General features: G+C 64.8%; 23 protein-coding genes. 16 read left to right on the forward strand and 7 right to left on the reverse strand.

What is annotated here, in order from left to right; all coding sequences use genetic code 11:
- From QW881_RS05415 to QW881_RS05470, 12 genes are all read left to right on the forward strand, one after another.
- Nucleotides 1-1,980 carry a M3 family oligoendopeptidase gene (locus tag QW881_RS05415; protein ID WP_315756063.1) on the forward strand — a complete coding sequence of 660 codons (1,980 nt, stop codon included), beginning with the start codon at nt 1-3 and terminating at the stop codon, nt 1,978-1,980.
- An 86-nt stretch (nt 1,981-2,066) separates the two neighbouring features.
- Nucleotides 2,067-2,291 carry an AbrB family transcriptional regulator gene (locus tag QW881_RS05420; RefSeq protein ID WP_006612211.1) on the forward strand — a complete coding sequence of 75 codons (225 nt, stop codon included), beginning with the start codon at nt 2,067-2,069 and terminating at the stop codon, nt 2,289-2,291.
- Nucleotides 2,288-2,683: a type II toxin-antitoxin system death-on-curing family toxin gene (locus QW881_RS05425; RefSeq protein WP_315756064.1), complete on the forward strand. Its 396-nt coding sequence runs from the start codon at nt 2,288-2,290 to the stop codon at nt 2,681-2,683. Before QW881_RS05420 ends, QW881_RS05425 begins: the two co-directional genes overlap by 4 nt.
- A gap of 105 nt (nt 2,684-2,788) precedes the next feature.
- Nucleotides 2,789-2,941 (forward strand): aa3-type cytochrome c oxidase subunit IV, encoded by a 153-nt coding sequence (locus QW881_RS05430; protein ID WP_315736334.1) that lies wholly within the window; start codon nt 2,789-2,791, stop codon nt 2,939-2,941.
- A gap of 140 nt (nt 2,942-3,081) precedes the next feature.
- The gene (locus QW881_RS05435; protein ID WP_315756065.1) at nt 3,082-4,209 is read left to right on the forward strand and encodes a Re/Si-specific NAD(P)(+) transhydrogenase subunit alpha; all 1,128 of its coding nucleotides are present in this window, start codon (nt 3,082-3,084) and stop codon (nt 4,207-4,209) included.
- Between the two features lie 11 nt (nt 4,210-4,220).
- Nucleotides 4,221-4,538, forward strand: a complete 318-nt coding sequence (locus QW881_RS05440; RefSeq protein WP_284420324.1) for a proton-translocating transhydrogenase family protein — start codon at nt 4,221-4,223, stop codon at nt 4,536-4,538.
- Between the two features lie 45 nt (nt 4,539-4,583).
- The gene (locus QW881_RS05445) at nt 4,584-5,981 is read left to right on the forward strand and encodes an NAD(P)(+) transhydrogenase (Re/Si-specific) subunit beta (RefSeq protein ID WP_315736336.1); all 1,398 of its coding nucleotides are present in this window, start codon (nt 4,584-4,586) and stop codon (nt 5,979-5,981) included.
- Nucleotides 5,982-5,999: 18 nt separating this feature from the next.
- Nucleotides 6,000-6,800, forward strand: a complete 801-nt coding sequence (locus tag QW881_RS05450) for an alpha/beta hydrolase (protein WP_316158339.1) — start codon at nt 6,000-6,002, stop codon at nt 6,798-6,800.
- Nucleotides 6,801-6,894: 94 nt separating this feature from the next.
- The gene (locus QW881_RS05455; RefSeq protein ID WP_315756067.1) at nt 6,895-8,232 is read left to right on the forward strand and encodes a sodium:proton antiporter; all 1,338 of its coding nucleotides are present in this window, start codon (nt 6,895-6,897) and stop codon (nt 8,230-8,232) included.
- 115 nt (nt 8,233-8,347) lie between these two features.
- Entirely contained in the window at nt 8,348-9,445 is a 1,098-nt protein-coding gene (locus QW881_RS05460; protein WP_315756068.1) for an ionic transporter y4hA, read from the forward strand.
- Nucleotides 9,446-9,460: 15 nt separating this feature from the next.
- Nucleotides 9,461-9,745 (forward strand): cupin domain-containing protein, encoded by a 285-nt coding sequence (locus tag QW881_RS05465; protein WP_315717559.1) that lies wholly within the window; start codon nt 9,461-9,463, stop codon nt 9,743-9,745.
- 238 nt (nt 9,746-9,983) lie between these two features.
- Nucleotides 9,984-10,892 carry a hypothetical protein gene (locus QW881_RS05470; protein ID WP_316158340.1) on the forward strand — a complete coding sequence of 303 codons (909 nt, stop codon included), beginning with the start codon at nt 9,984-9,986 and terminating at the stop codon, nt 10,890-10,892.
- 224 nt (nt 10,893-11,116) lie between these two features.
- Here the strand turns inward: QW881_RS05470 and rpsU are convergent, their stop codons facing one another.
- From rpsU to purE, 3 genes are all read right to left on the reverse strand, one after another.
- On the reverse strand, nt 11,117-11,419 hold the full coding sequence (gene rpsU / locus QW881_RS05475; RefSeq protein WP_011924350.1) for a 30S ribosomal protein S21: 303 nt from the start codon (nt 11,417-11,419) through the stop codon (nt 11,117-11,119).
- A gap of 166 nt (nt 11,420-11,585) precedes the next feature.
- Nucleotides 11,586-12,695, reverse strand: coding sequence for a 5-(carboxyamino)imidazole ribonucleotide synthase (locus tag QW881_RS05480; protein ID WP_315756070.1), 1,110 nt, complete (start codon nt 12,693-12,695; stop codon nt 11,586-11,588).
- The gene (gene purE / locus QW881_RS05485) at nt 12,692-13,180 is read right to left on the reverse strand and encodes a 5-(carboxyamino)imidazole ribonucleotide mutase (protein WP_315756071.1); all 489 of its coding nucleotides are present in this window, start codon (nt 13,178-13,180) and stop codon (nt 12,692-12,694) included. Before purE ends, QW881_RS05480 begins: the two co-directional genes overlap by 4 nt.
- Nucleotides 13,181-13,267: 87 nt before the next feature.
- Between purE and QW881_RS05490 the strand changes: the two genes are divergently transcribed.
- A complete protein-coding gene (locus QW881_RS05490) occupies nt 13,268-13,999 on the forward strand; it encodes a GGDEF domain-containing protein (RefSeq protein ID WP_315756072.1) in 732 nt (243 codons plus the stop codon).
- Between the two features lie 78 nt (nt 14,000-14,077).
- On the opposite strand, the gene QW881_RS05495 is transcribed toward QW881_RS05490, so the two are convergent.
- The 3 genes from QW881_RS05495 to QW881_RS05505 form a co-directional block, all read right to left on the reverse strand.
- The gene (locus tag QW881_RS05495) at nt 14,078-14,329 is read right to left on the reverse strand and encodes a hypothetical protein (protein WP_315736344.1); all 252 of its coding nucleotides are present in this window, start codon (nt 14,327-14,329) and stop codon (nt 14,078-14,080) included.
- An 81-nt stretch (nt 14,330-14,410) separates the two neighbouring features.
- On the reverse strand, nt 14,411-14,623 hold the full coding sequence (locus QW881_RS05500; protein WP_315736345.1) for a hypothetical protein: 213 nt from the start codon (nt 14,621-14,623) through the stop codon (nt 14,411-14,413).
- A 142-nt stretch (nt 14,624-14,765) separates the two neighbouring features.
- Nucleotides 14,766-14,972 carry a YdcH family protein gene (locus QW881_RS05505; RefSeq protein ID WP_009028242.1) on the reverse strand — a complete coding sequence of 69 codons (207 nt, stop codon included), beginning with the start codon at nt 14,970-14,972 and terminating at the stop codon, nt 14,766-14,768.
- A 290-nt stretch (nt 14,973-15,262) separates the two neighbouring features.
- Between QW881_RS05505 and QW881_RS05510 the strand changes: the two genes are divergently transcribed.
- Complete coding sequence (locus tag QW881_RS05510) at nt 15,263-15,448, forward strand: YdcH family protein (RefSeq protein ID WP_315736346.1); 186 nt, start codon at nt 15,263-15,265, stop codon at nt 15,446-15,448.
- Between the two features lie 183 nt (nt 15,449-15,631).
- Here the strand turns inward: QW881_RS05510 and QW881_RS05515 are convergent, their stop codons facing one another.
- Complete coding sequence (locus QW881_RS05515; protein WP_315756073.1) at nt 15,632-16,735, reverse strand: NAD(P)/FAD-dependent oxidoreductase; 1,104 nt, start codon at nt 16,733-16,735, stop codon at nt 15,632-15,634.
- A 212-nt stretch (nt 16,736-16,947) separates the two neighbouring features.
- On the opposite strand from QW881_RS05515, the gene QW881_RS05520 reads away from it, so the two are divergent.
- Nucleotides 16,948-19,650 (forward strand): EAL domain-containing protein, encoded by a 2,703-nt coding sequence (locus QW881_RS05520; protein ID WP_315756074.1) that lies wholly within the window; start codon nt 16,948-16,950, stop codon nt 19,648-19,650.
- Between the two features lie 131 nt (nt 19,651-19,781).
- A complete protein-coding gene (locus QW881_RS05525) occupies nt 19,782-21,332 on the forward strand; it encodes a glycerol-3-phosphate dehydrogenase (protein ID WP_315756075.1) in 1,551 nt (516 codons plus the stop codon).
- Nucleotides 21,333-21,349: the final 17 nt, after the last annotated feature.

A 21,349-nucleotide genomic window follows, 5' to 3' on the forward strand; every position in this document is an offset into this window, starting at 1 on the left:
ATGACCTCGCGCGCTTCTTCTGCCCTTCGCAAGCCGACCAGATCCGCCCCCCAGACCAAATCCGCCAAGACCAAATCCAACAAGGCCAAGCCGGCCAAGAAGCCCGCGTCAAAGCCGAAACCGGTAGAGGTCAAGGCTGCGCGCGGTGCGACGGCCAAATCATCGGCCAAACCGGCAAAGAAGGCCGTTGCGGCAAAGGCCGGCATCGGCGTGCTGCCCGAATGGAATCTCGGCGACCTTTATATGGGCATCGACGCCCCTGAGATCGCTCACGATCTCGCGAAGATGGATTCCGAATGCGTCGCGTTTGAGACCGACTACAAGGGCAAGCTCGCCGAGCATGTCGCGCGCGAGGATGGCGGCGAATGGCTCGCAGAAGCCGTGCGGCGCTACGAGGCGATCGACGATCTCGCCGGGAGGCTCGGTTCGTTCGCTGGTCTTGCGCATGCCGGCGACAGCGTCGATCCGGCGATCTCCAAATTCTACGGCGACATCTCGGAGCGGCTGACGGCGGCGTCGACGCATCTGCTGTTCTTCCCTCTCGAGCTCAACCGCATCGACGACGCCGTGATCGAGCGCGCGATGGAGACGCCCGCGCTCGGCCATTACCGTCCGTGGATCGAGGATCTGCGCAAGGACAAGCCGTATCAGCTCGAGGACCGCGTCGAGCAGCTGTTCCACGAAAAGTCGCAGACCGGATACTCGGCCTGGAACAGGTTGTTCGACCAGACCATCGCTGGCCTGCGCTTCCAGGTCGGAGGTAAGGAGCTCGCGATCGAGCCGACGTTGAACTTCCTGCAGGACCGCGACGGCGCCAAGCGCAAGGCGGCCGCCGAGGCGCTGGCAAAAACCTTCAAGGCCAATGAGCGAACCTTCGCGCTGATCACCAATACGCTCGCCAAGGACAAGGACATCTCCGACCGGTGGCGCGGCTTCCAGGACGTTGCGGACTCGCGCCATCTCAACAACCGCGTCGAGCGCGAGGTGGTCGATGCACTGGTGGCCTCGGTGCGCGCGGCCTATCCGAAGCTGTCGCATCGCTACTACCAGCTCAAGGCGCGCTGGTTCAAAAAGAAGAAGCTGGCGCATTGGGACCGCAATGCGCCGCTGCCCTTCGCCGCCAATGCCACCATTGCGTGGCCGGAGGCCAAGAGCATGGTGCTGACGGCCTATCGCGGCTTCTCGCCGGAGATGGCCGACATCGCGCAGCGCTTCTTCGACCAGAGCTGGATCGATGCGCCGGTGCGGCCGGGCAAGGCGCCGGGCGCGTTCTCGCATCCGACCACGCCGTCGGCGCATCCCTATGTGCTGATGAACTACCAGGGCAAGCCGCGCGACGTCATGACGCTCGCCCACGAGCTCGGCCACGGCGTGCACCAGGTGCTGGCGGCAAGGCAAGGTGCGCTGATGGCGCCGACGCCGCTGACGCTGGCGGAGACCGCAAGCGTGTTCGGCGAGATGCTGACGTTCAAGCGGCTGCTGTCCGAGACCAAGGACGCCAGGCAGCGCCAGGCGCTGCTCGCCGGCAAGGTCGAGGACATGATCAACACCGTGGTGCGGCAGATCGCGTTCTATTCGTTCGAGCGCGCGGTGCATACCGAGCGCAAGAACGGCGAGCTGACCGCCGAGCGGCTCGGGCAGCTCTGGCTGTCGGTGCAGACCGAGAGTCTCGGCGAGGCGATCGAGATCAAGCCGGGCTACGAAAACTTCTGGATGTACATCCCGCACTTCATCCATTCGCCGTTCTACGTCTACGCCTATGCGTTCGGCGACTGCCTCGTGAACTCGCTCTATGCGGTCTACGAGCACGCCGCCGAGGGGTTTGCCGAGCGCTATCTGGCGATGCTCGCGGCCGGCGGCACCAAGCACTATTCGGAGCTGCTCGCCCCGTTCGGGCTGGACGCGAAGGACCCGAAATTCTGGGACGGTGGCCTGTCGGTCATCGCCGGGATGATCGATGAGTTGGAGCGGATGGGGTAGGGGGCGTACAACATCTGTTGAACTGAACGAAAAGGCGCGTTATACATGTGTGTAACGCGCCTTTTGTATGCGGACGGAGGTCTGCGATGAAGATTGAAATCAAGAAGATCGGCAATTCTGACGGCCTGCTGTTGCCGCGCGAGCTGATGCAGCGGCTGGATCTGAAGCGCGGTCAGCAGTTGCATATCGTGGAACTGCCCGGGGGCGGCTTCCAGGCTCTTCCCTATGATCCGGATTTCGAGCGAACCATGGAGATCGCCGACGAACTCATGGACGAGTATCGCGATACGCTAGCCGCCCTCGCCAAATGAGCGAGCTGCAGGACCCGCTCTGGATCACCTACGATCAGGCGATCGCGATCCATGCCCGGCAGCTGCGCCGGTTCGGCGGGGCATCCGGACTCCGTGACGAGGGAATGTTGCGCTCGGCGCTAGAGCGTCCAATCAACAAATGGACCTATGAACAAGCATCGTTGCCCGAGCTTGCCGCGGCCTATGCGTTCGGCCTCGCCAAAAATCACGCCTTTGTCGACGGCAACAAGCGCATCGCCTTCATGGCCATGATGATCTTCCTACGGCGCAATGGAATTGCGTTTGCGCCCGAGCCGGCTCAGGCCACCGCCGTGATCCTCGCCCTCGCCGCCGGCGAGGTCAGCGAGGCCAGCCTGACGCGCTGGATCCGTGACAATTGGCCTCGCCAATAGGGCGATCGGAAAACGCGATAAAACTGCCTTGCATGCCAGCCGTTGCCCTTGCATCGGCTTTGGGGTATGCGACCTTAACAAAGCATATTTCTCTGGGGGACCCCGATGGCAAACCATGGCGAGATCGCCTACTCGACGGCTGACGGCAACGACTATGTGGCGCATGAGGCCACCTACGAGGGCTTCATCAAGCTGGTGAAGTACGGCACGATCAGCGTCGCTCTCATCGTCATCTTGATGGCTATTTTCCTCGCTTAATGTCGCTCTCGGCCCGCCGGCATCCCCGCCGGCGGGCCTTCAGCTGACTGCCGAAGCCAAGTGCTAACTTGGCGTCATGCTGTAGCCCATGGACGTCCCGCCCTCTTAAAGCTCGCGCGCGCATTCGCGCCGGAGGCCTCATGAAGATTGCCGTCGCCAAGGAAATCGACCCGTTGGAGCCGCGGGTTGCCGCCTCTCCCGACACGGTGAAGAAGTTCAAGGCGTTGGGTGCCGAGATCGCGGTCGAGCCCGGCGCCGGCATCAAATCCGGCCTGCCGGACTCGGAATTCACGGCGGCGGGCGCAACCGTGAGCGCGGACGCGCTCAAGGATGCCGACATCATCATCAAGGTGAAGCGGCCGGAAGCCTCCGAACTCGCCAACTACCGGCGCGGCGCCTTGGTGTTCGCGATCATGGATCCTTACGGCAATGACGCGGCGCTCAAGGCCATGGCCGATGCCGGCATTGCCTCCTTCGCGATGGAGCTGATGCCGCGCATCACCCGCGCCCAGGTGATGGACGTGCTGTCGAGCCAGGCCAACCTCGCCGGCTACCGCGCCGTCATCGAAGGCGCCGAGGCCTTCGGCCGCGCCTTCCCGATGATGATGACCGCGGCCGGCACCGTGCCGGCGACCAAGGTGTTCGTGATGGGCGTCGGCGTCGCCGGCCTGCAGGCGATCGCGACTGCGCGCCGGCTCGGCGCCATGGTCTCTGCGACCGACGTGCGGCCGGCCACCAAGGAGCAGGTGGAGAGCCTCGGCGCCAAGTTCCTCGCGGTCGAGGACGAGGAGTTCAAGAACGCCCAGACGGCCGGCGGCTACGCCAAGGAGATGTCCAAGGAGTACCAGGCCAAGCAGGCGGGGCTGACGGCGGAACACATCAAGAAGCAGGACGTCATCATCACCACGGCGCTGATTCCCGGCCGTCCGGCGCCGCGCCTCGTCACCATGGAAATGGTGAAGTCGATGCGCCCGGGCTCGGTGCTGGTCGACCTCGCGGTCGAGCGCGGCGGCAATGTCGAGGGCGTCAAGCTGGGCGAGACCGTCGAGATCGACGGCGTCAAGATCATCGGCTACCCCAATCTCGCCGGCCGGGTCGCAGCTTCCGCCTCCGGTCTCTACGCCCGCAACCTGTTTTCCTTCATCGAGACGATGATCGACAAGAAGGAAAAGACACTGGCGGTCAACTGGGACGACGAGCTGGTCAAGGCCACGGCTTTGACAAAGGATGGCGCCATCGTCCACCCGAACTTCCAGCCGAAGCCCTAAGGAGCAGAGCCATGGAACATGTCGTCCAAGCCGTCGACCCCTTCGTCTTCCGGCTGTCGATCTTCGTGCTGGCGGTGTTCGTCGGCTATTTCGTGGTGTGGTCGGTGACGCCGGCCCTGCACACGCCGCTGATGTCGGTGACCAATGCGATCTCCTCGGTGATCGTGGTCGGCGCGCTGCTCGCGGTCGGCGTTCCCATGCTGTCGAGCGGCAGCGGTCTGGCGCGGGCGTTCGGCTTCATCGCGCTGATCTTCGCCTGCGTGAACATCTTCGGCGGCTTCCTCGTCACCCAGCGCATGCTGGCGATGTACAAGAAGAAGTCCAAGTAACAACGCCGCACGACGCGGGATGACAGGCACAACGGGGCATCTGCAATGAACGCCAATCTGTCGGCACTCCTTTATCTCGTGGCAGGTGTGCTGTTCATCCTGTCTCTTCGCGGGCTGTCGAGTCCGGCCTCCAGCCGGCAAGGCAATTTCTTCGGCATGGCCGGCATGGCGATTGCGGTCGCCACCACGCTGGCCGGGCATCCCCCGGCAGATGCGATCGCCTGGATCCTCGTGATCCTCGGCGTTGCGATCGGCGGCGGCATCGGCGCGGTGATCGCGCGCCGGGTGCCGATGACGTCGATGCCCGAGCTCGTGGCGGCGTTCCACTCGCTGGTCGGCATGGCCGCGGTGCTGGTCGCCGCCGGCGCGTTCTTCGCGCCGGAAGCCTTCGACATCGGCACGCCCGGCAACATCCATCCGCAGAGCCTGGTCGAAATGTCGCTCGGCGTCGCCATCGGCGCGCTGACCTTCACCGGCTCGGTCATCGCCTTCCTGAAGCTCTCGGCACGGATGAGCGGCGCGCCCATCATCCTGCCGGCGCGCCACATCATCAACATTGCGCTCGCCGTTGCGCTCGTCTTCTTCGTGGTCCGTCTGGTGATGACGGGCGGCGGGTTCGACTTCCTGATGGTGACGCTGCTGGCGCTGGCGCTCGGCGTGCTCATGATCATCCCTATCGGCGGCGCCGACATGCCGGTCGTGATCTCGATGCTGAACTCCTATTCGGGCTGGGCCGCGGCGGGTATCGGCTTCACGCTCGGCAATTCGGCGCTGATCATCACCGGCGCGCTGGTCGGCTCGTCCGGTGCGATCCTGTCCTACATCATGTGCCATGCGATGAACCGCTCCTTCATCTCGGTCATCCTCGGCGGCTTCGGCGGCGAGACCGCAGCGGCCGGCGGTGGTACCGGTGAGCAGAAGCCGGCCAAGCTCGGCTCGGCCGACGACGCGGCCTTCATCATGAAGAACGCCTCGAAGGTGATCATCGTGCCCGGCTACGGCATGGCGGTGGCCCAGGCCCAGCACGCGCTGCGCGAGATGGCCGACACGCTGAAGAAGGAAGGCGTCGAGGTGAAGTACGCCATTCATCCGGTCGCGGGCCGCATGCCCGGCCACATGAACGTGCTGCTCGCCGAGGCCAACGTCCCCTATGACGAGGTGTTCGAGCTCGAGGACATCAACTCGGAATTCGCCCAGGCCGACGTCGCCTTCGTGATCGGCGCCAACGATGTCACCAACCCGGCGGCTGAGGAGGACAAGTCCTCGCCGATCTACGGCATGCCGGTGCTGCAGGTCTGGAAGGCCGGCACCGTGATGTTCATCAAGCGCTCGCTCGCCTCGGGCTATGCCGGCATCGACAATCCGCTATTCTACCGCGACAACACGATGATGCTGCTCGGCGACGCCAAGAAGATGACCGAGAACATCGTCAAGGGCATGTAGCTGGCATTATTGGGAGCCATGACGGTCCTGAAATGGCTCCTGATCGTCGTGGTGGCGATCTACGCCACCGTGCTTGCTGTGCTGTTCATGCGCCAGCGCGCGATGCTGTTTCCGATCCCGCCGGTCGGTCGCACCGCGCCGGACGCGGCCGGATTTCCGCAGGCTGAAGAGCACGTGCTGACCTCGGCCGACGGCGAGAAGGTCATCGCCTGGCATGTGCCGGCGCAGCCCGGCCGCAAGGTCGTGCTGTATTTCCCGGGCAATGGCGACTTCCTCGCCGGCGTGGTCTCGCGCCTCAAGGCGCTGACCTCCGACGGGACCGGCCTCGTCGCGCTGTCCTATCGCGGTTATGCAGGCTCGAGCGGCAACCCCAGTGAGCAGGAGCTGCTTCAGGATGCCGCAGCCGCCTATGCCTTCACGCGCGAGCGCTACGCGGCGGAGCGCATCGTGGCTTGGGGCTTTTCACTGGGCAGCGGCGTGGCCGCCGCGATCGCCGCTGAGCGTCCCATCGCCAGGCTGATCCTGGAGGCGCCCTATACGTCCACGGTCGACGTCGCCTCCGACATGCTCAAAGTGGTTCCCGTCAGCCTGCTGATGCGCGACCGCTTCCAATCCGATCAGCGCATCGCCAAGGTGCATGTGCCGCTGCTGATCATGCATGGCGCCAAAGATCCGGGGATTCCGATCCGCTTCGGGGAACGATTGTTCGCGCTTGCGCATGACCCCAAGCGCTTCGTACGGTTTCCCGACGGCGGACATAATGATCTGGATTTCTATGGTGCGACAGGTACGGCCAAGCGTTTCATCGACAGCCCGTAATGTCCTCGGTCGGTGGCCGGCTCTGCTTGTAGTCGCGATCGTCGCAGGTCTGCCGATCCCCGCGTATGCTGCCGCCGGCCTCGATGGCGCTGCGATGACCTGGCCGTTCGCGCTGCCGTTTGCGGGATTGCTGCTGTCGATCGCGCTCGGCCCGCTGCTGTTTGCCCGCCTCTGGCATCACCATTACGGCAAGATCGCCTTGGCATGGGCCGTGGTGACGCTGGCGGCGCTGACCTGGCAGGCGGGACTGGCGGCCTCGCTCGCGTCCTTCATCCACGCGCTGCTCGCGGAGTATCTCAGCTTCATCGTGCTGCTGTTTGCGCTCTACACCGTCGCTGGCGGCATCCTGGTGACCGGCGACATCAGAGGTACGCCGGCGACCAATACGGCCATCCTGGCTCTCGGCACGATCATCGCGAGCGTGGTCGGCACGACGGGCGCCGCGATGATCCTGGTGCGTCCGCTGATCCGCGCCAATCTGACGCGGCCGCACAACGTGCACGTGCTGGTCTTCTTCATCATCCTGGCTGCCAATGTCGGTGGCGCGCTCAGCCCTCTGGGCGATCCGCCGCTGTTCGTCGGCTTTCTGCGCGGCGTCGATTTCTTCTGGACGACGCAACACCTCTGGCTGCAGACCGCGATCGTCGCCGGATTGCTGCTCATCGTCTTTGCCGCTATCGACTGGTGGCGCTTCCGAGCGGAGAAGCTTGCGTCGCAAGCGTTCGTAACGAAGGAGCCGGTGCGCATTCGCGGCCTCATCAATGTCGTTCTGATCGCCGCGATCGTTGCCAATACGCTGTTCTCGGCGACCTGGAAGCCAGGCATCTCCTTCGACGTCTTCGGCACGCATGTCGAGCTTCAGAACCTCGTGCGCGATGCCATCCTCGTGGCGATCGCCGGCCTGTCGCTCTGGCTCACGCCGGACGAGCACCGCGAGGCGAACGGGTTCAACTGGGAGCCAATCCGAGAGGTCGCCAAGCTGTTCGCGGCGATCTTCACCGCGATCGTCCCGGTCATCGCCATGCTGAACGCGGGGCGCAGTGGCTCGTTCGGCTGGCTCTTGGATGCCGTGACGACACCCGCCGGCGCGCCGAGAGAGGTCGCCTATTTCTGGTTCACCGGGCTGATGTCGGCCTTCCTCGACAATGCCCCGACCTATCTCTTGTTCTTCGAATTGGCGGGCGGCGATCCCAAGGTGCTGATGGGCGAACTCTCGGGCACGCTGGCGGCGATCTCGATGGGCGCCGTCTACATGGGTGCGCTGACCTACATTGGAAACGCGCCGAACTTCATGGTCGCAGCGATCGCCAATGAGCGCGGCATCAAGATGCCGAGTTTCTTCGGCTACATGCTGCGGGCAGGTGCCGTCCTCATTCCGCTGTTCGTGCTGCTGACCGTGCTTCCGATCCATCCGCTGCTCAGCCCGCATTGACCTGATCGACGGCACTTTCAGAGACCGTCCTGGTTGACCCTGTCACGGCCGGACCGCGTGACGATCGCCTCGCTGTCGCGCATAGTCGGACAGAACGGATCGAAGGACGCGAATCATGAGCGTGAAGGGCGCAACGCCCGCATCATCGGTGATCTTTCCCGGCCTGGCGGTCGCGCTCGTCGCGATCGTCACGGCGACGCATTATGACTTCACGCCTTCGGCCGCCGGCGTGGTCTTCGCCGCGGTGCTGCTGGTGATCCTGTTCGGCACGGTGTTCGCGGCCGTGCACCATGCCGAGGTGATCGCGCATGAGATCGGCGAGCCGTTCGGCACGCTGCTCCTGACCCTGGCGGTGACGGTGATCGAGGTGGCGCTGATCGCCACCATCATGCTCGGCGACAAGGCTGCGCCCGCGCTGGCCCGCGACACCGTGTTCGCGGTCGTCATGATCGTGTGCAACGGCCTGGCCGGCATCTGCATCTTCATCGGCGGCCTGCGCTATCGCGAGCAGGACGTGCTGGTCTCCGGTGCCAATCTGTATCTCAGCGTACTGTTCACGATGGCAACCATCACACTGGTGCTGCCGAATTATACCTTGACGTCGCCTGGTCCGGTGTATTCTGCCGTGCAGATCGCCTTCGTCAGCGTCGTGACGATCCTGCTCTACGCGGTGTTCCTGTATACGCAGACCACCCGCCATCGGGATTATTTCGTCGGCGGCTCGGCTGGGTTCGCCGATGACGATGTCCGGCTGCCGCGTGCGAAGCTGTTGCTCAGTGTCGGGCTGCTGCTGGTCGCACTGCTCGCTGTGGTCCTGCTTGCCAAGAAGTTCTCGCTGGTGGTCGACGCCGGCGTTGCCGCAACGGGTGCGCCGCAGGCGGTCGCAGGCGTGCTCGTGGCGCTGTTGATCCTGCTGCCGGAGAGTATCGCCGCCCTCTCGGCCGCCCGCGCCAACGACCTTCAGAAGAGCATCAATCTCGCGCTTGGCTCCTCGCTCGCCACCATAGGGCTGACCATCCCGGCAGTGGCGGTCGCCGCCCATGTGCTCGACAAGCAGCTCGTCCTCGGGCTGGACCCGCAGGGAATAGTGCTGCTGGTCCTGACCTTCGTCCTAAGCATGCTGACCTTCGGCACGGGACGGACGAACATCCTGTTCGGGCTGGTGCACATGGTGGTGTTCGCGATATTCCTGTTCCTGCTCTTCGTCCCCTGATTCAAGAGATCCCCCATGCTCAGCGCCCAGTCCGACGTCCAGGTCGATACGCCCGAAGTCCGCGTCACGGAGTGGCGGCTATTGCCCGGCAGTGCCACGGGGCGCCACGTTCATGAGATGGATTACGTGATCGTGCCGGTCACCGCGGGCGAGATGACGATCGTGGCGCCGTCCGGCGAGCGCTCGAAGGCGCAGCTCGCGGTCGGCAAATCCTATTTCCGCAAAGCCGGTGTCGAACACGATGTCCTGAATGAGACTGGTTCCGAGATCGTTTTCCTCGAAGTTGAATTGAAGCCGTAACCATTTGTTTACCGGGATGCCGCTGATTGTGGTATCTTGAGCCGGCGATCCGGAAGCAGTTGGCAGCGCCCATACGATCTTGGATTGCAGCACGGCTTCGGTCTCAAAGGGCTTCAGGAGAACGACTTTTCGGCGGTTGCGCCTGCAGGGATCGCAGGTTGCGGGCTCCGGAAGGTACTGGGATGGTCCCTTAATTGTGCCTCAAAGTTCCCGCAAATACCGCGCGGGAGTGGTCAGCATGCTGAAATATCTCACAAAGTTCGCCATGGAGATCGTCCCGTCGGTGGTTGCCACCATCATCGGGGCCTACATCGTCAACCACTACATCAATACCAAGCCCGACTCGCCGCCATCGACCGTGGCGGCGGTGGCGTCGGCTGCCTACGCCAAGCTCACCGGCTCAAAGAGCGACGCTCCGAAATCCACGGGCAAGGGGATCGACCCCGCCAAGCTGGAAGCGAAGGCCGATCCCAAGTCCGACGCCAAGCCGGCGGAAACGTCGACGGAGGTCTCCAGCATTACCGCTCCTGGCATCAAGGCCAAGGGGGTCTCGGAGAAGTCGCTCGCCGACAAGGCTGCGGAGAAGGCCGTCGAAGTGAAGCCGACCGAAACAGCGAACCTCCCGACCGATGTGCAGGCCGCGCGCCATCCCGGGTCGCCGCGGGAAAAGCTGATTGCGCGCGGTACTCCGGCCGAGGCCCCAGCGGCCCAGCAGGACGATCGCCGGGATGCTGCTGATCTCGCCCGCGCGGCGATCGAGCGGTTGCGCGCGAGCGAAGGTGCCGGCAAGGCGGCTGTCGAGAAGCCGTCGAGCGACGCAGCCCGGGGCGCTGGCGAGACCCCGCGCATCGCGACCGTCGCGCCACAGGTGTCGCCGGTCCGTCCGCTGCCGCCTCCCGTGACGGTCTCTGCGCCACCGGCCGAGCAGGGCCTTGCCTTGCCGTCGGCCTCGAGCCCGACCTACACGGGATCATTGCAGCCGGACGGGCGCCCGACCCCGCCGGCGGAGATCCCTGTCCAGCAGTTGCGTCCGCTCGACCTGCGCGCCGACAAGGCTGATCCATCGATCAAGGACCAGATGTCCAGCGTGGCGCAGGACATGATGTCGGCGGCGAAATCGGTGTTCCACTCAGTGCTGCCGAAATAGCCGGTCGAATCGTTCGCGGACGTGATCGAGGCGGTGGGCCTGGCCGGTCTGCCGCTTTTTCTTTGGAGTGGCGAGCTCTGCAGCGATGCGAGGGGCGGGCGCAGCAACCCGGATTGAATCCGGTCGCCGGATGGCCAGAGGCGCAAAATCAAAAAGGAGCGCCCAAAACAAAAACGCGAGCCAAAGGCCCGCGCTTCAGACGACGTCAGATTGAAGTGGCCAGATCAGCGCGGCGCGCCGGGACGGGCACCTGCGCCCGGACCACGACCAGCACCACGGTCACCGCCGGGGCCAGCGCCGAACACCGGCTTCGGCTTCATCGGCAGCAGGCCTTCACGCTGCAACTTCTTGCGGGCCAGCTTGCGCGCACGGCGCACGGCTTCGGCCTTCTCGCGGGCTTTCTTCTCGGACGGCTTCTCGTAATGGCCGCGAAGCTTCATCTCGCGGAAAATGCCCTCACGCTGCATCTTCTTCTTGAGCGCCTTGAGGGCTTGATCGACATTGTTATCGCGAACGAGAACCTGCACGCGGCATCCTCTTTCTCAGTCTATCGGTTTGAAATCTGGTGAAGCCAGGGCTGGCAAATGCCCGCGCCCTTAACCTTGAGCGCGCCCGTGTATCAGAGGACACCGTCGCTGTCCACCCGCTGACGGGCTCTTGACCGCAAGTTTAACCTCGCCGGAGCGGTTTATTTCAGCCCTGCCTCGGCGGCAGTGGCGAGACCTGGGTCACATGCCCCATTTTGCGGCCCGGACGAGCGGCGCCCTTGCCGTAGAGATGCACGGTCGCGCCGGGAACCGTGAGCCACTGCTCGTAGCTGTCGATCTCGTCCCCGATCAGGTTCGTCATCGTGACGTGGCCATGGCGCAGCGGCTTGCCGAGCGGCCAACCGGCGATCGCCCGGATGTGCTGTTCGAACTGGGAAATCGAGGCGCCATCGAGGGTCCAGTGGCCGGAATTATGCACCCGCGGGGCAATCTCGTTGACCAGGACGCCTGGAGTGGGACCATCCGATACCACAAACATCTCCACGGCCAGCACCCCGACGTAATCGAGGGCGGTGGCGATCCGGCTCGCAATGTCCCTGGCCTCGTCGGCGAGCGCATCCGGGATGCGCGCCGGCGCCCGCGACACCTTCAGGATGTGATCGCGATGCTCGTTCTCGGTGACGTCGAAGCACTCGACCTGTCCATCGGCCGCTCGGGCCGCCACGACCGAGATCTCGCGCTCGAACGGAACGAACGCCTCAAGGATCGCCGACTTGGTGCCGAGTTCGGCCCAGATCCGCTCGAGATCGTCACCCGGGCGGATCTTGATCTGGCCCTTGCCGTCATAGCCGAACCGACGCGTCTTCAGCACGGCCGGCAAGCCGATCCGGAACGCGGCTTCGCGCAAGGTGGCGACCGAGGACACGTCGGCATAGGTCGCGGTGCTGATGCCCAGCGAGGTGACGAAATCCTTCTCGGTGAGGCGATCCTGGGTCGTCTCGAGCGCCGAGCGGCGCGGCAGCACCGGGCGCCTCGCCGCCAGCACCATGGCCGCGGCCGAGGGGACGTTTTCGAACTCGTAGGTGACGACGTCGACGTCATTGGCGAACAGCTCGAGCGCCTCGACGTCGGCATATTCGGCGCAGGTTGCGTTCAGCACCACGTCGAAGGCGGGGGAGTCCGGGTCCGGCGAGAACACCTGGCAGCGCAGCCCGAGCCGCGCCGCAGCAAGCGCCAGCATCCGGCCGAGCTGGCCGCCGCCGAGAATACCGATGGTGTCGCCGGGCTTGAGTTTCACCCGATTGGAGTCGGTCACGCCGTGCCCTCCGGACGTTCGGCGATCGCATTGGTCTGCGCCTGGCGCCAGGCCGACAGACGGCCGGCGAGCGCGGGATCGGAGAGAGCGAGCACGCTCGCCGCCAGCAGCGCCGCGTTAATGGCGCCGGATTTGCCGATGGCGAGCGTTCCCACCGGAATTCCGGCCGGCATCTGGACGATGGAATATAGCGAATCGACCCCCGACAGCGCCTTCGACTCGACGGGAACGCCGAACACGGGCAGCTCTGTCAGCGAGGCCGTCATGCCCGGCAGATGGGCGGCGCCGCCTGCACCGGCGATGACGACCTTGTAGCCGGCCGCCTTGGCGCCCTTGGCAAAGGCATACAGTCGGTCCGGGGTGCGGTGCGCCGAGATGATACGGGCGTCGTAGCTCACGCCCAACGCTCCGAGTGTGTCGGCGGCATGGCGCATGGTATCCCAGTCCGACTGGCTTCCCATGATAATGGCGATCGGGGCGGTCATAACCTCAAATCTTCTCGGGAATCCATCAGCATGGGCCGGAGTATAGGATCGGTCCCGACAGCGGCAAGCCATGGCATGGAGGCCCGAATGGACTATCCTGTCTTGGTTAAGCCCGGCAAGCCCAAACGACGGCGCGGCAGGTGTCCGATGAAAAAGAAGCGCATGGCGGCCGCGTGGCGGGCCGGGAAGCGAAGAACCCGGTACCGTCATCGGGTTCTTCGGGGCGCGCGCTCACCTGAACCTGGTTCCGCATCGGCGGGCACGCGGCAGACGATCCGACGCCTGAAGGCCGAGCTGAGGGCAGCGCAGGCGCGGATCGCCGAGCTCACGGCCTCCGCCGAGCGCGATTTCCTGCTCGACATCTTCAATCGTCGCGGCTTCGCCCGCGAGCTCCATCGCTCCATCGCGTTCATCAAGCGTTACGATGCGACCGGTGCCCTGGTCGTGCTCGACGTCGATCGGTTGAAACCCATCAATGACACCTTCGGCCATGCGGCCGGTGACGAGGTCCTGAAGGCGGTTGCGCGTGTCCTCGGCGAGCGGGTCCGATCCTCCGACGTGATCGGTCGGCTCGGCGGCGACGAGTTCGGCGTGCTGCTTTGGCACCTCAGCGCGACGGAGGCGCATGCCAAGGCGGCGGAGCTGGAGCAGGCCATCGACAGCCTGACCTTCACCTTCGGCGATCAGACCGTGCGTGCCGGCGCGTCGGCCGGGGTTGCCCTTCTCGACAAGCGCGTCAACCCAGTACGTGCGTTGGAGGAAGCCGACCGCGCGATGTACATGCGCAAGGCCCAGCGAAGGTACGAGAGCCCCGCGTAACGAACGACCCTGCCGGGCGACAAGCGGTGACGCTCACCGGCCATCCGCGCCGATGACCGAGCTGGCGGAACACGGCGCTCACAGCTCGCCGAGATCGTCAGGCAACTCGCCGAACTTGTGCAGCAGCCGGGCGTCGCTGAATTCCCCCTTCAATGGATCGCCGCTGCGGCTGAAGGCAATGGCGCCGATATTGTCTGATAAGCGCGACATGGCCTCCGCGCGACGCAGCGCGGCCGACGAGCTCTGGCATTCCTCAGCCGTTCCCGCGACCAACATGCCACCCTCGTCCCGCCTGAACGGCATCGCGACGTAGTAGGTGATATCGGGCATTGCACGCTCCTCCTGACCTCTCGCCGAAGCTCCGAGCAAGTGCATGGGTCATCGCCTGGAGAGCCTCAAAGGCCGTCGGGCTCAGGCCGCATCGCTCTGCGCGGCGTCCGAGGCGGTGTTGGGCATGCAGCCGCAGGAGATCGCGGCCCGCAGCTCCTGCAGCTCCAGCTCGAGATACTCGTTCGCCATGATCAGCGCCTTGATCGTGGAGCGCAGATTGCCGTCGCACATCGCGATGGCTTGGTCACATGCCTGTTCGTAGAGGCGATCCTGTGGGGAGAAGGAGGCGGGCATCACAACCATCCTTGTTGTTGTCCGGGGACTACGAGGGATGGCCTAATTGTTCCCTTTTTGTTCCTTTTGTCAAGGCGCTTCGGCAAATCCTGCATCGCTGTCTTGCCTGGGTGCATACGGTCAGCCGTGCTGACGCTTCGCCTCAGGCGATGATGTCGGGCGTGATCTGGTCTTCGATGAAGGCGATCCGATCGCGTAGCAGAAGCTTCCGCTTCTTCAGTCGTTGCAGCCGCAACAAATCGGGGGCGGGCGATTGATGCAAAGCGTCGATCGCCGCGTCGAGGTCGCGGTGCTCCTGCTGCAGGCGCGCGAGTTCGGCCTGCAGTTCGCGCTCGTCTTGGTCAGCCATGATCTATGATAGCAAAAAAGCGGAAGGAAGTGGAAAGCCTTGCGAAGGCGGGCGCAAATATTGCGCCTGCGAAGCTGATAAGCAAGTCGCACCCCTCAAGATCCGTGCAGCTGTCCCGTGAATTTCAGGTTGGCGCCGGCGTTAGATTCGCCCGGATCAGCTCACGTTTCGTTACACACGGCGCTCAAATTTGCATGTGCGGTCTTTTGGCCCCATCGACAGGTCAAGCGACTTGTGTACACTCATTAGCCCTGGTCGAATCTCAGGTTCACCTACCGAGGAGGTTTCGAATGGCCATTCAGGCGCATCTCGTTGAACTGGAGCGTAAGCATAAAGTTCTTGAAAACGAATTGCATCAAGCTCTCCTGCATCCATCGACGGACGACCTGCGAATTGCCGAACTGAAGCGACGCAAACTGATGGTGAAGGATGAGATCGAGCGCTTGAGACAGGTAACCAGCGAAACACTTCACTGACATGTGACCATCATCCGCCGTATCATCTGATCGCAAGACCGTGCGCCTGGGATGGCGACGAGTCCATCCCAGACGCAACTTCAATCGAATTAGTTACGATACACGACGACGCGAACGCATCTGCCTGCGTTGTCTCCCAGCGTGTCTATCGCGACAGGCTGTTCATCGCGATATCGAGGGTCTTCAGCTCGAGGCGAGATCGCCGACGTGAGCCGCGATCGCGAGCGATGACGTCAATCCAGGCGATTCGATTCCGAACAGATTGATGAGTCCGGGCACGCCGTGATCGCGCGGGCCCTGAATGACGAAATCCTGCGACGCCACGGCCGGCGGTACGATCTTCGGCCTGATGCCGGAATAGCTCGGCATCAGGGCCCCATCTGGCAGCGACGGCCAGTATTTGCGGATCGCCGGGTAGAAGCGCTCGGCGCGCGCCGGATCGACCGTGTAGTCGATGCGGTCGATCCACTCGACGTCGGGGCCGAATCTGGCCTGGCCTGCCATGTCGAGCGTGAGGTGGACGCCGAGCCCGCCCGGTTCCGGCACCGGGTAGATGAGCCGGCTGAACGGTGCCCGGGCGCTGCAGCTGAAATAGTTGCCCTTGGCGAGATAGGTCGTCGGCACCAGCGGCGACGGCATGCCGTCGATCCGCCGGGCCACCGGGGGCGCGTCGAGGCCGGCAGCGTTCACCAGCAGCCGGCAGCTCAGCGTCATCGGCTGCGCGCCGCCCGCGTCGACCTCGATCGATTCTCCGGCTGCCTTGGCCCGCAGCAGCGGCGTGTGGAAGGCGAAGGCGCCGCCGGCGTTCTCGATCTCGCCGCGCAGCGACAGCATGAAGGCATGGCTGTCGAGGATGCCGGTCGACGGCGACAGCAGGGCCGCCTCGCAGGCCAGGGCCGGCTCCAGCGCCAGCGCTTCGGATCCAGCCAGCAGCCGCATTCCTTCGACGCCGTTGGCTTCGGCGTGCGCGCGGATGCCCTGCAGCTTCTCGGTCTCGGCCGGATTGGTTGCAACGATCAGTTTGCCGCAATTGCGGTAGGGCACGCCATGCTCGTCGCAATAGCGGTAAAGCATGCGCTTGCCGGCCACGCAGAAGCGGGCCATCAGGCTCCCAGCCTTGTAGTAGATGCCGGCGTGGATCACTTCGCTGTTGCGAGACGAAGTGACGGTCCCGATGCCCTCGGCCGCCTCGAGAACGATGACCTCGCGTCCGGCGCGGGCCAGCTGTCGTGCGACGGCAAGTCCGACGACGCCGGCGCCCACGACGACGCAATCCACTCTATCCATGCACGGTCCTGAGACGATTCGGAGAAATCATGGCTTGCTGCAATCCCTGGTGGGTGGAACCTCGGTCCGGAGTGCGCACGCCCTTAGCAAACCGTTCATCATAGGGCGGCCATTGACCAAATTTGCTTCGTCTTTTTCGAAGTTTGCCGAACCCGTTTACCCGATCCCAATAGGTGAAGCCAGATACTGTCGCCGAATACCGCGGGTGATTGATGGCTGGCAAGAATTGGCAGGCGAGCGACCGAAACGCGTTTTCTGCGTGCGTCGTTGCGGCCTCGATGGCCGCCATGGCAGCGTGGGCGGCTGCGCCGACGCGCGCCTGGGCTGCGTCGTCCGATTTCTCGCCCTCCGGCTACCTGGGCACCATCGAGCCGGACGTGCTCTGGGAAGTGTTGATCGCCGGGGTCGTCGTCTGCGCCTTCCTCGCCTCGGTCGTGATCTGGATCCATTCGGCCTTGCGGCGCGCCAAGCGCGCTCAACTGCGGCGTAACGTCTTCATCAGCTCCGCGCTCAACAATCTGAGCCAGGGATTGATGCTGACGGACGCCGCCAACCGCGTCGTCTTCTACAACCATCGCTTCCTCGAGATCTACGGCATGAGCCGGGCCGACATTCCGCCCGGTTGCACCGGCCGGGATCTGGTCGAGTTGCGGCGGCAGCGCGGCCTGCTCAATCTGACGGTCGAAGACTATGCGCGCCAGGCGCGGGAGCCGGACGGGTGCCTGACCGAGCTGCCCGGCGGACGTGTGGTGCGAGCCCAGATATTCCGTCTTCCGACCGGCGGATCGATCGGCATCCACGAAGACTGCACGGTGCAGCGCCGGCTGGAGCGCGAGCTCGCCTCGACCAAGCAGTTCCTGGAATCGGTGGTCGATCAGGTTCCCGTCTGCGTCGCCGCCAAGAACATCGACGACGGCCGCTACATCTTCGCCAACCGAGCATTCGAGCAGTTCTCTCGGATGCCGCGGGATCAGATCATCGGACGGCGCCCGAGCGACCTCTTCGGCGACGCGACCGCGGCCGACATCGCGGCTGCCGACCGCGAAGCGATGCTGGCGCCCGGCACTACCTATTGCAGCGAGCTGGTCGTTCAACGCGGCAACGACAAGCGCATCCTCGAAGCCCATCGGGTCGTTGCACGCAACGACAAGAACGAGCCGCAGTTCCTCATCGCGCTGTTCGACGATGCCACGGAGCGGCGATCGCTGAGCCGCGAGCTGGAGAACAGCAAGAAGTTCCTGGAGCTGGTCGTCGACAACATTCCGGTCTCGCTCATCGTCGAGAGCGTCAGCGACGGCCGCTATCTGCTCGCCAACCGCAGCGCCGAGATCATCCTCAACCGCAAGCGCGAGGATGCCACGGGCCTGACCGCCGCCGACATCTTCAATCCGCGCGAGGCCAGACTGATCATGGCGCGCGACGAAGCCGCCATCAAGAAGCGCAGCCTTCTGACCGAGGAACATCCGATCTCGACCAAAGACGGTCTGCGGCTGTTCCTGACCCGACGGGCAACCGTGCTGGGCGAGACCGGCGAGCCGCAATATCTGATCAAGACCTATGAGGACGTCACCGACCGGCGCCAGACCGAATCGCGGATGGCGCACATGGCCTATCACGACGGCCTGACCGATCTGCCTAACCGCGCCGCGTTCCTGCAGGCCTTGAGCCAGATGATCGAGGCCTGCGCGGACACGGACGAGGAGTTCGCGGTCCTGAATGTCGATCTCAAGGGCCTGAAGGACGTCAACGACGTCTTCGGCCACGCCATCGGCGACAAGCTGTTGATCGAGGTCGCCCGCCGCGTCCATGCCGTTGCCCGGGGCGGGGTGGTCGCGCGTCTCTCCGGCGATGAGTTCGGGCTGATCATCGACGGCAAGCAACCGGAGACGGGCAGGGCGCTGGCCGAGCAGTTGGCGGCGGCGATCGCGGTGGACTTCCAGATCGACGGCAAGTCGATTCGCACAGCGCTGACGACGGGCATCTCGGTGTTCCCGCACAATGGTTCGGATCCGGCGTCGCTGCTCGCCAATGCGGGTGCCGCTCTGTTCCGCGCCAAGGCCAAATCGCGCGGCAGCATCACCTTCTACGAGCCTGAAATGGATCAGCAGATCCGCGACCGCCGCGTTCTGCATCAGGAGCTGTCTGTCGCGATCAAGCATGGCGAACTGTCGCTGTACTTCCAGCCGCAGGCCGCCTCCGGCCGCACTGTCGACGCCAGCGAGATCATCGGCTTCGAGGCGCTGGCGCGCTGGCAGCACCCGGTCCGCGGCTTCGTGCCGCCGAGCGACTTCATTCCGCTCGCGGAAGAGAGCGGCCTCATCGTCGAGATGGGCGAGTGGATCCTGCGCGAGGCCTGCCGCGAGGCGGCGTCGTGGCCGAAGCCGCTGCAGGTCGCGGTCAACCTGTCTCCGGCCCAGTTCGTTCATGGTGACCTTGTCGCACTGGTCCATTCGATCCTGCTCGAGACGGGGCTCGCGCCTGGCAGGCTCGAGCTCGAAATCACCGAGGGTGTGCTGATCGAGGATTTCGATCGTGGTGTCGCGTTGCTGCGCCGGCTGAAGGCGCTCGGCGTTCGCGTCTCGATGGACGATTTCGGCAGCGGCTACTCGTCGCTGAGCTACCTGCAGGCCTTCCCGTTCGACAAGATCAAGATCGACCGCGCCTTCGTCATGAATATCGGCCGCAACCCGCAATCGGCGGCGATCATTCGTGCGGTCATCGGTCTGGGTCACGGCATGAACATGTCGATCGTGGCGGAAGGTGTCGAGACGCCCGAGCAGCTCGGCTTCCTCGCCGAGCAGGGCTGCGACTCGGTTCAGGGCTATCTGCTCGGCAAGCCCCTGCCGATCGACAAATACGACGGCATCGTCGGTCGCGCTCACGACGACGACGCGTCCGTTCGCAAGACCGGCTGACCGGGCACTCGTGGTCAGAGGCCGTTGCGCAACAGCGCGAATTTATCCGCGCGCATGACAGCTAAGCCGCTACGAGAATCATCTCCGCCGGTCTACGATCGTTCGTCCTGGCACGCTCGAAGACCTTGCGTATGGCGGACTACGATCTTGCGATCATCGGCGGAGGTCTGAACGGCGTCAGCTTGGCGCGTGATGCGGCTGGCCGCGGTCTGCGCGTGCTCCTTGTCGAGCAGGGCGATCTCGGCGGCGCGGCCTCGTCGGCCACGTCGCGGCTGGTGCATGGGGATCTCGCAGCGCTGGAGCGCCGCAGCTTTCTGCGCGTGCGCCGCGCGCTTGCCGAGCGCGACGTCTGGCTCACGGTCGCGCCGCATCTGGTCCGACCGATCCGCTTTGCCATTCCAGCTCACGCCAATGAGCGGCCGCCATGGCAACTGCGCGCAGGACTCTGGCTCTACGACCGCCTCGCTGCGCGCAACCGGTTGCCGGCTGCGTCGGCGCTCGACGTCACGCATCATCCGATCGGAGATGCCCTGAAGCGTCCGATCGGGACGGCATTCGACTATTCCGATTGCGTGGTCGACGATTCCCGCCTGGTGGTCCTGACCGCGATGGATGCTGCCGAGCGCGGCGCGTCGATCCGCACCGGCGCCCGCTGCGTGCGGGCCGACCGCGACCATATATGGCGTCTCGCCATCATCGACCGCGGCCATCGCCGCATCATCACCTCCCGCGCGCTCGCCAACGCCACCGGCGCGTGGAGCGTCTCGACGGCGGAGACCGTGCTGCGTCAGCCGCCGCCGCGGGTCACCGCGCGGCAGGTCAGCCAGATCATCGTGCCGCGGCTGTTCGATGTCGAAGCGGTCTACGTGTTTCAGAATTCGGATGGACGGCTGATCTTTGCCCAGCCCTACGAGCAGGATTTCACCCTGATCGGCACGGTGGTCCACGGCTTCAAGGGCGACCCAGCCGTGGTGGCGGTGCCGGCGGCAGACGTGGCCTATCTCTGCAAGGCGGCGAACCGCTATTTCCGCTCGGACATCCAGCCTGCGGACGTGGTCCGGAGCGTGGCCGGCGCCAACATGATGGTGCTGCGCGCCGCCGACAGCGGGCGGCTGGAAACGGTCGTGAGCCTCGATGCTGGCTGCGCCAAGGCGCCGCTCCTGACCATGTGCGGCGGCGACGTCACGACAGCCCGGCACCGGGCCGAGCAGGCGGTCTCCCGCCTTGCGCGCTTTTATCGGATGTCGCCACGCTGGACTGCGAGAGCGCCGCTTCCGGGTGGCGATTTCGCGTGGGACCGTTTCGAGGATCTTGTCGATGACGCACGGGAGCGCTGGCGCTTTCTCAGCGAAGCCGAGGCCCGGCGGCTGCTCGGCGCCTACGGCACCCGGCTGGCGGAGATCCTTGGCGAGGCGAGATGCCGGGCCGATCTCGGGCAGGCGTTCGGGCCGCAGCTGACCGAGGCGGAGGTCCGCTACCTCATGGCGCGCGAATGGGCGCGGTTTCCCGACGACGTGCTGTGGCGGCGGACCAAGCTGGGTCTGACGCTTCCCGCTGCCGAACGCGATGCGCTCGCTGCGTTCATGACCACTGCGGCCTGTGGCCGGGGCACGCCGCAGGCCGCTGACGCGAGCGGGGATAGTCCGGCCCGCGCGGTTGAGCTGCAATCCGTGGGCGGCTAGCTTGCCGACCGGCCGGC

Origin of the sequence: Bradyrhizobium sp. SZCCHNS3016 (assembly GCF_032484535.1) — a bacterium.
GTDB lineage: Bacteria > Pseudomonadota > Alphaproteobacteria > Rhizobiales > Xanthobacteraceae > Bradyrhizobium.